The 13,815-nt window shown below is 33.5% G+C and carries 10 protein-coding genes; 8 read left to right on the forward strand and 2 right to left on the reverse strand.

The genetic code is table 11. From position 1 onward, the window contains the following. Position 1 precedes the first annotated feature (1 nt). From J3D55_RS10485 to J3D55_RS10520, 8 genes are read left to right on the forward strand one after another with little or no spacing between them, the layout of a single operon-like run. Positions 2-757: a hypothetical protein gene (locus J3D55_RS10485; protein ID WP_259130912.1), complete on the forward strand. Its 756-nt coding sequence runs from the start codon at positions 2-4 to the stop codon at positions 755-757. After that, positions 726-3,029 carry a baseplate wedge protein gene (locus J3D55_RS10490; protein ID WP_259130914.1) on the forward strand — a complete coding sequence of 768 codons (2,304 nt, stop codon included), beginning with the start codon at positions 726-728 and terminating at the stop codon, positions 3,027-3,029. The genes J3D55_RS10485 and J3D55_RS10490 overlap by 32 nt, the downstream gene beginning before the upstream one ends. 11 nt (positions 3,030-3,040) lie before the next feature. Next, positions 3,041-6,019 carry a hypothetical protein gene (locus J3D55_RS10495; RefSeq protein WP_259130916.1) on the forward strand — a complete coding sequence of 993 codons (2,979 nt, stop codon included), beginning with the start codon at positions 3,041-3,043 and terminating at the stop codon, positions 6,017-6,019. 24 nt (positions 6,020-6,043) lie between these two features. Further along, positions 6,044-6,640, forward strand: coding sequence for a hypothetical protein (locus tag J3D55_RS10500; RefSeq protein WP_259130918.1), 597 nt, complete (start codon positions 6,044-6,046; stop codon positions 6,638-6,640). 3 nt (positions 6,641-6,643) lie between these two features. Further along, positions 6,644-8,125: a contractile injection system tape measure protein gene (locus tag J3D55_RS10505; protein ID WP_259130919.1), complete on the forward strand. Its 1,482-nt coding sequence runs from the start codon at positions 6,644-6,646 to the stop codon at positions 8,123-8,125. Positions 8,126-8,170: 45 nt separating this feature from the next. Next, positions 8,171-11,332: an eCIS core domain-containing protein gene (locus tag J3D55_RS10510; protein ID WP_259130920.1), complete on the forward strand. Its 3,162-nt coding sequence runs from the start codon at positions 8,171-8,173 to the stop codon at positions 11,330-11,332. After that, entirely contained in the window at positions 11,316-11,522 is a 207-nt protein-coding gene (locus tag J3D55_RS10515) for a hypothetical protein (RefSeq protein ID WP_259130921.1), read from the forward strand. Before J3D55_RS10510 ends, J3D55_RS10515 begins: the two co-directional genes overlap by 17 nt. Then, the gene (locus J3D55_RS10520) at positions 11,506-12,624 is read left to right on the forward strand and encodes an ATP-binding protein (protein WP_259130923.1); all 1,119 of its coding nucleotides are present in this window, start codon (positions 11,506-11,508) and stop codon (positions 12,622-12,624) included. Before J3D55_RS10515 ends, J3D55_RS10520 begins: the two co-directional genes overlap by 17 nt. A 207-nt stretch (positions 12,625-12,831) precedes the next feature. On the opposite strand, the gene J3D55_RS10525 is transcribed toward J3D55_RS10520, so the two are convergent. Next, positions 12,832-13,050, reverse strand: coding sequence for a CsbD family protein (locus J3D55_RS10525; RefSeq protein ID WP_259130924.1), 219 nt, complete (start codon positions 13,048-13,050; stop codon positions 12,832-12,834). Between the two features lie 105 nt (positions 13,051-13,155). Continuing rightward, the gene (locus tag J3D55_RS10530; protein ID WP_259130927.1) at positions 13,156-13,716 is read right to left on the reverse strand and encodes a helix-turn-helix domain-containing protein; all 561 of its coding nucleotides are present in this window, start codon (positions 13,714-13,716) and stop codon (positions 13,156-13,158) included. Positions 13,717-13,815: the final 99 nt, after the last annotated feature.

A 13,815-nucleotide genomic window follows, 5' to 3' on the forward strand; every position in this document is an offset into this window, starting at 1 on the left:
CATGAATCCCGAATATTACATACCGTCAGAAAGAATATTGAAGCCTTCGCAGGATTATAATTTTTTGCGAAAAGAAGGTTTAAAATATATCGAGAAACTGGGAAACACTTTCTGGACAGATTACAATGCTCATGATCCGGGAATTACAACTCTGGAAGCGCTTTCTTATGTGATTACAGAATTGGGATACAGAACAGATTTTGATACGAAAGATCTTTTGACCAACACAAACGGACAAATTCTGAACGGTTCATTTTTCACTGCAAGAGAAATAATGACCAATGCGCCGTTGACAGAATTGGATTACAGAAAATTGCTGATTGATATCGAAGGTATTACCAACGCTTGGTATTTAGCGACAAGAAAAGAAACCGATCAATTTGATTATCATTTGCCTCATCCTGCAGAACAAAAATTATACATCAATATTTTAGAGGATAAATTAAGTTTTACTTCAAAAGATAAAAACAATACATCATTAGAACAGCTTTCCGTAAGAGGTTTAAATAAAATTATCATCGAACTGGATGAAGATGTAGCTCTCGGAGATCTCAATACAACCGAGCTTGAGTTTGCATTTTTACAATCTTCACGTTGGGTACAGGTGAATATAACTCCCGAATTTTCTTCATGGAACGATCCTAAAGCACTTCTTCTGAGCAAAATGGATAAAACCTTCAAAATAAAAAATAAAAAAGTAGAGATAAAAGATAATACCGTGGTGATTGTTGTTGAAAGAAACCACTCAAGTAAATGATACCTTAAAATTTATCGTCGAACCTTTTGATAAGAACGAACTTCAACAGGTGAAAGATCATTTCAGTACAGAAAAACCGATTTGTGAAATCATTTCTTTATTGAAAGAGAAAAAAGAAAAAGTGGACGGGATTTTCAGAACCGTTCAGCAAAAACTGCATCAAAACAGAAACCTTACCGAAGATTTTCTTTGTGTGGAAACCATTCAAAGTGTGGAAATAAGCTTCTGTGTCGATGTAGAATTAGCACCTGAAACCGATTCTGTAGAAGCAATGGCGCAGATTCAGATGGCAATTGAAAAAATCTTGAATCCTCCGGTTCATTTTTACACGTTGTCTCAATTGATGGAGCAGGGTTTAGATTCTACCGAAATATTTTTAGGACCAAAATTGGAACATGGTTTCCTCAATGATAAAGAGCTTCAAAAAGCGCAGCTTCCGAATAGCATTCACGCTTCGGATATTATTGCGGCCATTATGGAAATTAAAGGAATTGTTTCTGTTGAAAATCTTTTGATGACGGCTTACAATTCTTTGGGACAACCGATTACGGGAAGCATGAACCAAAAATGGTGTTTTCATTTATCAGGCGAAGAAAAACCTTTGTTTTCTGCTGAGAAATCAAAAATATTACTGTTTCAGAAAAATATTCCTTTTCTTTTGTCAGAAAACAGTCAGATGTTGGTGGATCAGAAGGTTCAGCAGCTGAAAGCTCAGATAAAAAACTACAAATTATATTCTGTTCAGAGTGATTTGCCGATTCCGAAAGGTCAATTTTATCAGTTGGATGAATATTACAGTGTTCAGGAAGAATTTCCTGTGAATTACGGTTTGGGAGCCAACGAAATTTCTGATAAAGCTCCCGAAAAAAGAAAGGCTCAGGTGAAACAATTGAAAGCGTATCTGCATTTTTACGATCAGTTACTGGCAGATTTTTTCAGTCAGTTGTATCACGCTAAAAATATTCTGGATATCGAACCGGTAAAATATACTTATTTCCCTAATTATCTGGATAAAAACCCGAAAACAGGAAAAGATTTTTACTCAAAAGAAATTTACAGAGATAACTTTAAAAACGCATTATTAAACGGTGAATCTGAATTTGATGTTTCTCTGGAAGAATCGCAATCTGTTTTCAATGACAGACGAAACCGTGCTTTAGATCATCTGATGGCTCGTTTTAGCGAAAGTTTTAACGATTATGTCTTTATGATGTACAAAGTAAGTCAGGATTCTGGCGGTTTGGGAGAAATGACTTTTCAGGCGAATGATCTGATTCAAGATAAAGAAGCATTTTTAAAAAATTATGCAGAAATCAGCTCTGAAAGAGGATTGGGAATAGATTATCTCAACGCAAAAATCCTCAATGATAAATTTGATTTTCAGAATTTTTGGGAAACAGATCACAGAGGAGGTTACGAAAAAAGAATCGCAAAATTATTGGGAATCAACAACATCGGTTTGAGAGATATCGTAACAGAAGATCAGGTTCAGACGCAATGGACGTTGCCGGTAAAGATTAGTAATCAATCTGTTATCTGCAAAATTGTGCAGCCTTTAATTGATTTAGCTGTAAAATGGAAATGGACTCAACAAAATTTACTCAATCCAAGTGTTTATTTCATTCATAAACAAGGCAGTAAGTTTTTCATTTATTTAGGCGAAAATCCTAAGAAAATAGCAACGATAGATAAAACTTTCAAAAGCTATGAAGAAGCCTCAGAATTTTTGTATCAACTGATTCAATTACTAAATGAAGCGTATGAAAATTTCTACTGTTTGGAACATGTTTTAATCAGACCTTTTCCTCCTTTTGACAATGATACAGAAGATTTGTTGTCGGTTTGTCTCAAAGATGATTGCAAAGATGAAGCGAATAATGATCCTTATTCCTTTAAAGCAACCATCGTTTTACCGGGATATTTATCAAGATTTAAAAATATTACTTTCAGAAGATATGCAGAGCAGATTTTCCGTCAGGAAGCTCCGGCTCACGTTTTATTGAAAATTTGCTGGGTCGGTTATGAAGATATGATGAATTTCCAGAAAGCGTATAAAAACTGGCTGGGAAACTACAGACATTTCAGACTTAAATATTGCAGCAAAACTTTAATTAAAAAAGATTTTACAACTTTTAGTCAACATCATAAAGAACTGATAAAAAGGCTCAAAGAGCTCAACACGATCTATCCGGAAGGAAATTTATACGATTGTCAGCTCAGCGAAACCACCAATCCGATTGTACTAGGTAACACCTCATTAGGAACTCTTTAAAATTTACAACCATGAAAACTCAAAATCCATCCAAATATCCTGTTTTTGAAGCCGATCAGGTTTTAAGTCAGAAACACCTGAACCGCGCCGTAAGTTACCTTGAAGAGCAAGATCGGCTTACCCGTGTCGGAGGCATCGGCATTGGTATTGTCTGTGGTTTGGAAATTTCTCATCCGCAACCGAACCAGATTATCATAAGCTGTGGAACGGCGATTACTTCTTTGGGATATCAGATCAATTGGGAAGAAAAAACGTTCAGTTATTATCATCCGATCGAATTATCTGCGGATTTTCTCGCTCCGAAATTTATCGATGGAGAATATTTGGATCTTACGTTACCTCATGCCAAAAAATATGAGCCGTTAAAAAATTCCATTGAACTTTTACCGACCAATACGCTGGAAGTTGACCGAATTGCGATCCCGAATAATTTTTTCAAAGATAAAATTGTCATTCTGCTGTTGGAAACTTCGTTAATTGACGAAAAAAACTGTGTAACAACCAATTGCGACGACAAAGGCAAAAGAATTGAGTTTAAAATAAGACCGTTATTGATTTCCGTTAATCAATTAAATTCTTATCTGTTCCCTGAATATCCGAAAGTGATGAATTTTGAAAAAATTTCGTTACCGAGATACAATGTTCCTCACAATCAATTGATAACAGGTTCGGATGTTTTGAATGAATTTAAAAAGAATTTGTCGGATTCTGTCATCAGCAATGTTTCAGATAAAATAAGTTTAGCTTACAAAAGTTACAAATCAATCATCAGCAATACCGTTGATTTTAATGTATTGAATAATCCGAAAACCGCTCTGGAAACGGTGATTAATGCTCATAAAAACAGTATTAATGTACAATATTTATGGGATTGGATGTCGGATATTTCTTCTGCTTACAACGAAATTATAGAGTTTAATGAAAGAAATCCCTCTTTATGTTGTGTTGATGAAACGATGTTTCCTTTTCATGTCGTTTTAGGAAAAGTGGATGATAATGATATTAATTACCGAACTCCGTTTTTCTCCACTCAAAATAGTTCGTTAAAAAATAATCAGAAAAGAAAAGAACTGTCTTTGTTGTTTGAAAGACTGGTTCATTTGATTAAATTCTGGAAAGTGCAGAATAACGGCATCAAAGTAACACCTTCAGTTTACGGAGATGTTCCGCTTTCTAAAAAGTCGATTCCCTATTATTACGATCAGATTTTAGAGTTAAACAGAAAATGGAGTCCTAAGAAGACAGGGAAAAATAAAAACAACGAGATCCTTTCTTATCATTCCGAAACAGCCAATTACACCAATTTGGATGTGGTGAAAAAGCCTTTGCTGTATGATATTGAAAAGTTCAATTTCTTTAACATTGAAGGGCATTTAGGCAAAAAATACACTGATGTCGTTGAAGAATTAAATATATTAAAAAGCAGCTATAACCTTCCGTTTAAAATCACTGCTTTGAATGCAACTGATTTTGTAGGAAAAGTACTGGATATTTCAAAATTTGAAGGAAGATGGGACGATCTGGAAACCGATTATGATTTGGCGAGAAAAAGATTATACAACATCACAGAGTTTGTAGTCAATTGGATTACAAGCAATAAAGCAACGATTGTTCAGCAAAATTTACTGGCAGCGGAAAGTATTGATAATTTAAAAAATATTTTAAGTCAGATTAAAAACTTATTGCCGAATGATTTGAAAGAGTTTTTGCCGAATTTCGTTAGTTTTAATCAGGTTTTCAAACAGTTAAATCAAACTTTTTTAATCCACAGATGGTGTATTCAGTTTATAAAACCTCAGTTATCAACGACCGCCGAAGATCTGATTGACCGATTTGATGATATTAATGAACTCTTTCTGGAAGATCCGTTTGCGGTAATTTATGAAGAAACTCAGATTCGTTGGCAGAAGATTTACAAAGATATTTTCTTTTCGACTTTTATACAAAAACATCCCGGAATAGAGCATAAAGCCGGCGTTACAAAAGGCGGAACTTTTATTTTGGTGTATGTAGATTCTACGATTTTTAAAGCTGTAAAACCAGTTTTACCTTACACTCAGATCCTGACTTTACTCACGAATTATCAGAACAATTTTACCCAAGTTCCGACAAGCGTAAAACAGGATATTGAAGCAAGCATCAATTTTAAAGATTACACGACTCAAATCATCACTCCGCCGATTGAAGAGCTTGATAAATGCAAACAGGAAACCGAAAACATCAAAGCAAACATCCTGAAACTGGCAGATTTTAATATGTCTCCCACGTATACCAAAGAAATGAAATCTTATTTATTGGGAAATCTTTCTTACGCAATGCAGTTTCAGGTGAGTACAGCGACCGATATTCCTAATCAGCAAATGGTGATTGCAGATTTTTTCCTTCCGTATGTATGTTGCGGCGAAGGAAGTACGATTGAAATTAAAATTGAAAAAACCGATCCTTCGTCAATTGCGCTGAAAACTTTACAATATTGCAATACCGATGATAAAGAATATGAAGTTGTGATAAAAGGAAAATCCGGCGGAACTTTTTCGGGAACGGCGAAAGATGCAATTGTTCAGAAAAGTGATAAATATTTCTTAAAACCGAATCATACATCTCTTAAAAAAGCCGGAAAATATACTTTACAATATGAAAGTGAAGGCGAACTGAGCAATACACTGGAAATTGAGATTTCCGAGCCTAAAGAAATTGCCAACTGGAGCGCGATAAGAAATCCGAGAGATGTAAGGGCTTTTGAATTCCTCAATACCGATCAGGAAGACAAGCACGAATATGAGCTCGATTTTGGTGATAAATCTACGCCATTAATCACCGATGTAAAATCAATAAGATATGTTTTCCCATTCAACGAAAAAACGAAAACATTTACGGTAAATATTAAACAATTAGGCGAAATGTGCGCAAATACACAACAAATAATCGTAAAAACCGGAGATTTCAACAATCCTGATTTTAATGATAAAGATTTTGATACTCAAAAATAATAACACCAACTAAAAACAAATATCATGGCAACAAGAACTCAGGTAGAAGCAAAAATAGCAGGAATAAACGATGGCGGAAATAATACCGCAGCAGAAGTACGCGACGTGCTCAATAATTTGCTGGATTATACAGAAAATGTACCGTTTCCTTCGGTTCAGGACATAGAATTTTTCCATTTCTGGACAGACGATAAACCTGTTTCGGATAAGCTGCAAAATATGTTGTGGTATTCTATAAAAGGCATCAAAGATCAATGGATCAATTTTACTTTTACCATAGAAATTAATAAAACATCGGCATCGGCAACTTCCAATGCTTCGAATAATGTCTATGCTTTTCCGCTGCAGGATAAAGACCTTAAAGCGATAGAATATCTTAAAAACATTGTTCTTCTCAATGAACCGACGGTACGATTTCTGATTCCTTACACGACGAATGTGAACGATCAATTGATCGATTATCCTCTAAGTACAAGCATTTATTTTCAGGACAATAATATTATTTTCGATTTTAATAATAATCTGATGGTTAAAAACAATTCGGAATTGGGAATTGCGACAGGAAAAGCAAGTTCATCTGTTTCATTTCATTATCCTTTTTCCGGTAAAAAGCTTAAATAAATTATGCATCTTCTCCAGCAACATATCGTAGACGTTCAGTGCTCTTCTCAGCTTTTGGGGAAAGAGATACAGAATTCGTTATCCGATGTTTTGGAGAAAGATTTTTACCCGAAACTGGAACTTATTTTAGACAAATATTCAATAGAAAATTACGAATGGGAAATAGAAAATATTTTTCTTGATCTGCCGAAAATTTCTGAGAAAGACTGGAAAAAAGAGCTGGTAAATCAGACATTATTTAAAATTGAAGAATATCTGAAAGATCATTTTCCGGTGTTGGAATTTAATAAAACTAAAGAAAAATTAGAGCTTTTCGGATTTGAATCACAGACAAAATTTGCCGAAAATTTATTTTTTGACTATTTAAAAACAGGAATTATTGCCGAAAATTCTTACTCGAAAAACATAGACGAAATCTTTGAAGCAATAGAAATTTCAGAACTTTTTATTGAAAAAATCATTGCTATTTTTAATGAAAACAGAACTGCGTTACTCAGATTTTATTTTAATTCTAAAGAATCTTTTAAAGAAAAAATAAGTGCTGAAATTTTAAAATATTCAACCTCAAAACAACCGATTTCTGAAGTAGTAAAAGTCTTTTTTAATTCTGAAATTAAATTTTCTTCCGTTGCAGAACTTGAAAATTGGTTGAGAAACCAGCAAATTTCTTCTGAAAATAAAGATTTAGAAAACAAAAATTTACAAAGCAAAGAATCACAAACTAAAAATAATGCGCAAGATGATTTTAATGAAAATGATCGAAATCCAGAGAAACCTGAATCTGATAAAGATGTTTTAAATAAAGAAAAAAAATCAAATGAAAAAGGCAATGAAAAACCTTCTCTGAATAAGGGGGAAATCACTGAAAACGAGACAGAAAATAGTCTTAACTTTAATGAAACTAATGATCAGAATATGAAAAAAGATCAACCTAATATTCCTGAAAATGTGAAGACAGATACTCCCGAATTGCAGATTTCATCGCTTTATATTGACAATGCAGGTCTTGTTATTCTGCATCCGTTTCTTTTAAATCTTTTTCAAAAACTGAATTTGTGCAATAATGAGGCCTGGACTGATAAAGAAAGTCAGCACAAAGCGGTTTTATTGACTCAATATTTAATTACCGGTCAGGAAATTTTCTTTGAAAATGAATTGATTTTAAATAAACTGATTTGCGGCTTTCCGATTGAAAATGTGATTAATACAAAGCAAGAAATCAGTGAAGAAGAAAAAGAAATTTGTAATGATCTATTGCATGTTGTTTTAGAATATTGGTCGGTGATGAAAAATTCATCAGTAGAAGCGCTCAGAGAAACTTTTTTACAGAGAGCAGGAAAATTATCGCTGTCAGAAGCCCATTCTTGGGAACTGTGGGTAGAAGAAAAAGGAGTAGATGTTTTATTAACCAGTTTACCTTGGGGAATTGGTATGATACAAACACCTTGGATGGAAGAATTTTTAATGGTTTATTGGAATTCTTAAGATTAAAAATGCAATTAAACAAAATGGACTGAAAAACCAATTGAGATGGAACAAGCTGAAAAACAAAAACAGACGAGCCCGAAAGCCAAAAATGAGAAGAAAAATTCTTTTTTTGTGAAGAAAAGCTCACCACTAAAAATTGCATCTAAAAATGATCCTAAAGAAATAGAAGCAGATTCTATTTTGAATTCGTTGGATAAAAACGCTTCTGCCTCACTTTCATCAAGCAATGGGAACAGGATTAACAGAAAAATTAAGGATGAAACCAAAGATGAAAATGAAGATTTTGATGCTCCAAAATTAGTCGAAGAAGTGTTGCAGGAATCCGGCGATAGTTTACCCGATGAAGCAGCACGTTATGCAAATCGGTATTTTGCCAACAGTCTGTCGAATATAAAGATACATACGGATAGAAAAGCAAATGTAGCAGCAGAAAGCATCAATGCAAGAGCTTTTACCTACAAAAATCATATCGTTTTTAATGCCAATGAATTTAATATAAATACTGCTCAGGGAAAGAAAATTCTTCTCCATGAGATTGTGCATATCATTCAAAATCATTCTGCTAACAATAAGATCTACAGATATAGTATAGAAAAAAGTAATGATGATAAGATAAAAGAAATACAGGCAGGAGAATTAATCAATATTAATGTGACCGATTTTGATTTACCAAAAGACAAAGGAGACGTAAAAGATAAATATGATGCCTATGTTGGGCAGCTTTTTTCGGTTGTAGAATTAAGCAACGCCAATAATAAAAGGACATTTCATGATACAAGACGTTTAGATTTATTAAATAAATGGAAAACCAAAGTTGCTTGGGATAATATAGACGAAAGCCAGCTTAATGATGCACAGAAGAAAATTTATTATACTGTAAAAGCATCTTTAGATCAAAAAGATATTAAAGACGGAGCTGAAAACTATAAAAAATGGACTAATAATATTGACCACATTATAGAATTGCAGTTAGCCGGAAGTGATGGTATAGACAATTTGCAAATATTGCCAAGTGACCCAAACCAGAAATCGGGTAGAGCGATTAATGAAACCATTGGAAAAATAACAGATGATTTCAAAAATGCTAAGGGTGCAAATTATTACAAAACATCAAATCAGCAGTTAAAAATTAATATTCAGTCGGTTGCCTTTACGGGTACGTCTTTTCCAGATATAAATGGGGTTGTGTTTCCTGTAGAAACACAATTGCAAAATTTTAAAGGAAAAAAGGAAATTAAAAAAAATACATTAAAATTTCAGGCAGGAAGCAACAAAGCAGAGGCAGAAGTAGAAGAAGACAAACTGAAAAAAGATAAATTCGAAGAACTTACGCAAACTACGATTAATAAAAGCTTTTCGAGATTTATACCTCTAATTTATATTGATAATGTAGGCGAAAAAGGGAAGGGCTTTCACGGGAAATTCAATCATCAGATGGGAAGTAGAAAATTACCCATAGATATGAAGAATAATTCGGCGGTTATGATACTCAAAAGCGATGCAGAAAATAATCTGAAATTTTCTCCTGCTGAAAAAAAGCTTGCAGAGAATGCCATTACGTTTTATTATCCTTATCTAAGTCCCGGAAAAATAACTTCATTAAAAGAAACTAACGGAGAAATTTCTGGTACGGCAAAAATATATCCTTCCGTAAAATTTATTAAAGAATTGGATATTCATTTTTCTAAAGATGAATTTAAAATATCTAAAGACATAAAAATAACTTCTCCCATTCAAGGTTTAAAAGTTACAGAATCTAATATCTCGCTTAATCTTTTTCCTGATTTTAAAGCTCAGGGAAGCATTTCGTTTGCTGTAGGAAATGAGAAAAAACCGCTTATGAAAGGGAAAATAGATGCAGGTGTAGACACTTCCGGATTTTTTGCCAAAGGAGAAGGTGAGTTTTTTATACCTAATGTAGATGAAGCCAAAGCAAAAATTGAATATAAAAAAATAGATAATAAATATTCTTTGCTGGCGAATGTAAATGCAAAAATTACTTCAAAAAATAATAAATTCTTAAAGGGAGGAAACATTGATGCGACTTACAGAGATGGAAAAGTTGAGGCAACAGGAAATATCGATTTAGACATTCCAAACACCAAAAATACCAATATAAAAGTACAGTATAGTAATAGTAATTGGCTCATCAAAGGAAAAACAACTGTTGCAGTTCCTAAAATAAATGATGTGACTTTGGATATTATGTATGATTTAGGAAAAAATAAACTGACAGGAATCGGAGAAACCGACTTCACATACAAATCATTTAAAGGTCATATTAAAATAAAATATGATGACGGAAAAGTTTCCGGTGACGGAACATTGGATGTCACCAAAGGAAAAATAAAAGGAAATGCTGCGGTAAAACTAAGCCCGAATGGAAATCTTTCCGGAGAAGGAAATATCACCTTACAACTGAAAAAGGATATTGAAGGAACAGCAGGAATTATTTTTGATGAAAAAGGGAAATTTACGGTAAAAGGAAAAATAAAAGTATTAAAACCTTACACTTTATTTACCGGCAAAAATTTTGAAAAAATGTTGCTGAATCAATCGAAAAGTTTCCCGTTACCCGGAGTTTCAGCAGGTCCTATTGGTGTACAATTGGAAATAAAACTGGTCTCCATGTTCAAAGCGGGAATAGGTCCTGCAGAATTACGGGATATTGAAATTGACGCTCAGTTTAATCCTTTTGAAGATGATAAAAATCCGTCGTTTAAGTTTTCTACGAACCTGAATATTGCGGCATTTGCAGAGCTTTCGGCTTCTATTCAGGCAAGTATCGTGCTTGATGCTCTTATTGCTAATCTGAAAGGAGGAATAAAAGTAACAGGAATTATGAGGCTGAATGCAGGGATAAATACTAAATTAACAGTAGAGTATGCTAATGACGTTTTTGTGGTCAGTTCTGATCTGTCGGCATTTTTAGCACTTCTTTTATTATTAAATATAGAAGGCATTGTTGAAGCTAATATTGCAGAAGGCTATCTTGGACATTGGGAAAAAAGCTGGCTATTGAAACAGTTTTCTTATTCACCTCCAGGATTGAATGTGGGAGTCAGTCTGCCAATCAGATATGCTTCAAATGAGCCATTTAAATATCCGTCTATTAATGATTTTAAAATCATCGAACCTAAATTAGACTCGGAAAGTATGACAAAAGATACGGTAGGCAAAACCGGAGATGAAAAAAAGAAATAATATAACAGATATGCCATTTAAAATATTAAAATCTTACATCATTCAGCAACTTCTCTCTTTGGAAGAAGAGCAGGAAGAATATGATTTTCAGAACTCATTTTCTGAAATTTTAAAAAGAGAAACAACGCATGAAGAAGCGGTAATTTTATTAATAACTTTAGTTTCCTCATGTATTGCCGCATTTTTTTGATGATATTATTAAAGAGCTTTATCCCGAAGGCGGAGAATTTCCGGAATTGGGAGGTATTCGGTTGGAAAATCACAGAGGAATGTTGCCAACCGGAGAAACGGCACAGTATATTTTAGCAAAAGAAAATATTGAAAAACGTTTACAAATTCAACAATTTTTTGACACCACTCATTGGTTTTTCAAAGAACAGATAATCACCATAGATGCTGTAAAACAGGGCGAACCTTTAATGAGCGGAAGACTTATTTTAAAATCTGAAACGGTACATTTATTATTATACGGAGAAAAATTAAAACCGAAATTCAGTCCCGATTTTCCGGCTAAAGAAGTTTTTACCCAATTAGAATGGCAGGATTTGGTGGTAAATGCTACTGTTCAGAACCAAATTCATCAGATGAGACTTTGGGTAAAGCATCATCAGACATTACGGGAAAACTGGGGAATCGGGAAACACCTTCTTCCGGGATACAGAGCTTTATTTTACGGTCCTTCCGGAACGGGAAAAACACTTACGGCAACTTTATTGGGGAAAGAATTTCAACGCGAAGTTTATCGCATCGATTTGTCACAGGTTGTTTCTAAATATATTGGAGAAACAGAAAAAAATCTTGAAAAAATCTTTACGCAAGCAGAAAATAAAAACTGGATATTGATTTTTGACGAAGCAGATGCCCTGTTTGGAAAACGTACGCAAACCAAATCTTCAAATGACCGGTATGCGAATCAGGAAGTGAGTTATTTGCTGCAAAGAGTAGAAAATTTCAATGGATTAATCATTCTTACGACAAATTTTAAAAACAATATTGACGATGCTTTTCTCAGACGATTCAATTGCTTAATCAGCTATAGTAAGCCCGATGCCGACGAAAGATTTCTATTATGGCAAAAAATGATTCCTGAAAATACTACTTTAGAAGATGTTGATATTCTTCGTAAAATTGCCACCAATTATGACTTAACCGGAGCTCAGATTGTTTCCGTTGTTGCTTACGCTTGTTTGCAGGCAATTGAAGAAAAAGTTTCGATCCTTAAAAATGCTTTTTTATTAAAAGGTATAGAAGCTGAATATCTGAAAGAAGAGAGAGCATTTGCTTATTTGTAATTTTCTAATTCATTCATTTGTAGAATGCTGTAATTGTCTTACGATGTTAAATAACTCATGTTTTAAATCTTTTGTGACAGGAAAAAAGCTTAAATAAAGTGTATTATTTACAAAAAAAAGAGCAGAGACTTAAAAAGCTCCTGCTCATTTCTATTAAAACCCTTTAAAAATATATGTACTAATTTTCGGATTTTAATAATAAGATTATTATGAAAACTGAGTGTTATTGAGGATTTTAATAACTTCTTCACGGTTTTTGCTTAATTTATTTTCTAATCTACCCAGCAATTCGGCTTCCTTTCCTTTTTCAAACATAAGGTCTGAATCTTTTAGATGCGAAAACTCTTCTTTAAGCTTTTGGCATTGTTCTTTCCAGTTTCCTGTAATTTTGAAGGGTTGCTGATCTTTGTTACCATCCTTATCCATAATCAGAATATTAACGTAATAGAATTATTACTACTCAAAGATGATCTTTACATGGCAACAAATGCTATATATTTCAGAAATATATTTGTATATATCACACTTTTTTTAGAGGTCTTCCAGATTTTTGAGACGTTTTTGCTTTAGTTGTCTGTAAAATGAAGGAGAAAGTCCGGTTATTTTTTTGAACTGGTTAGAAAGATGGGCAACACTGCTGTAGTTGAGTTTGTAGGAGATTTCGGTAAGGTTGAGTTCATCATATAAAAGCAGTTCTTTTACTTTTTCCACTTTATTGATGATGATAAAATGCTGTAAGGTGATTCCTTTTACCTCAGAAAATGTGTTGGCAAGATAAGTGTAGTCATAGCCGAGCTTTTCACTGATATAATCCGAGAAATTTTCTTTGGGTAGAGATTCGGAATAATGAACCATTTCTGTGACAACATTTTTTATTTTTTCTATCAGAATACTTTTTTTGTCGTCTAATAATTCAAGTCCTGTTTTGAGGAGGTTTTCTTTTAAAATCCGTCTTTGCTTAGCCGTGATATCATCCGCTGTTTCCACCAAACCGAGGTCTACTACTGCGTTTCTGATATTCAGTTTTTCCAGTTCCTGATGTACCACCATCTTGCAGCGCAGACTTACCATATATTTTATATACAACTTCATAATCCTTACCGTATTTACAGCCTGTTAATCAATATTTTAAACAGGTACTTCTTCAAAGCTAGGACTTTAAATCGTAAATAACTATGATTTATGTAATAA

The organism is Chryseobacterium ginsenosidimutans, assembly GCF_024807225.1.
Lineage (GTDB): Bacteria > Bacteroidota > Bacteroidia > Flavobacteriales > Weeksellaceae > Chryseobacterium > Chryseobacterium ginsenosidimutans.

What these genes read in the sequence shown, in the direction of transcription:
- J3D55_RS10485 (WP_259130912.1), top strand. Translation starts at nt 2, where the DNA reads ATGAATCCCGAATATTACATACCGTCAGAAAGAATATTGAAGCCTTCG.
- J3D55_RS10495 (WP_259130916.1), top strand. Translation starts at nt 3,041, where the DNA reads ATGAAAACTCAAAATCCATCCAAATATCCTGTTTTTGAAGCCGATCAG.
- J3D55_RS10500 (WP_259130918.1), top strand. Translation starts at nt 6,044, where the DNA reads ATGGCAACAAGAACTCAGGTAGAAGCAAAAATAGCAGGAATAAACGAT.
- J3D55_RS10505 (WP_259130919.1), top strand. Translation starts at nt 6,644, where the DNA reads ATGCATCTTCTCCAGCAACATATCGTAGACGTTCAGTGCTCTTCTCAG.
- J3D55_RS10510 (WP_259130920.1), top strand. Translation starts at nt 8,171, where the DNA reads ATGGAACAAGCTGAAAAACAAAAACAGACGAGCCCGAAAGCCAAAAAT.
- J3D55_RS10515 (WP_259130921.1), top strand. Translation starts at nt 11,316, where the DNA reads ATGAAAAAAAGAAATAATATAACAGATATGCCATTTAAAATATTAAAA.
- J3D55_RS10525 (WP_259130924.1), bottom strand. Translation starts at nt 13,050, where the DNA reads ATGGATAAGGATGGTAACAAAGATCAGCAACCCTTCAAAATTACAGGA.
- J3D55_RS10530 (WP_259130927.1), bottom strand. Translation starts at nt 13,716, where the DNA reads ATGAAGTTGTATATAAAATATATGGTAAGTCTGCGCTGCAAGATGGTG.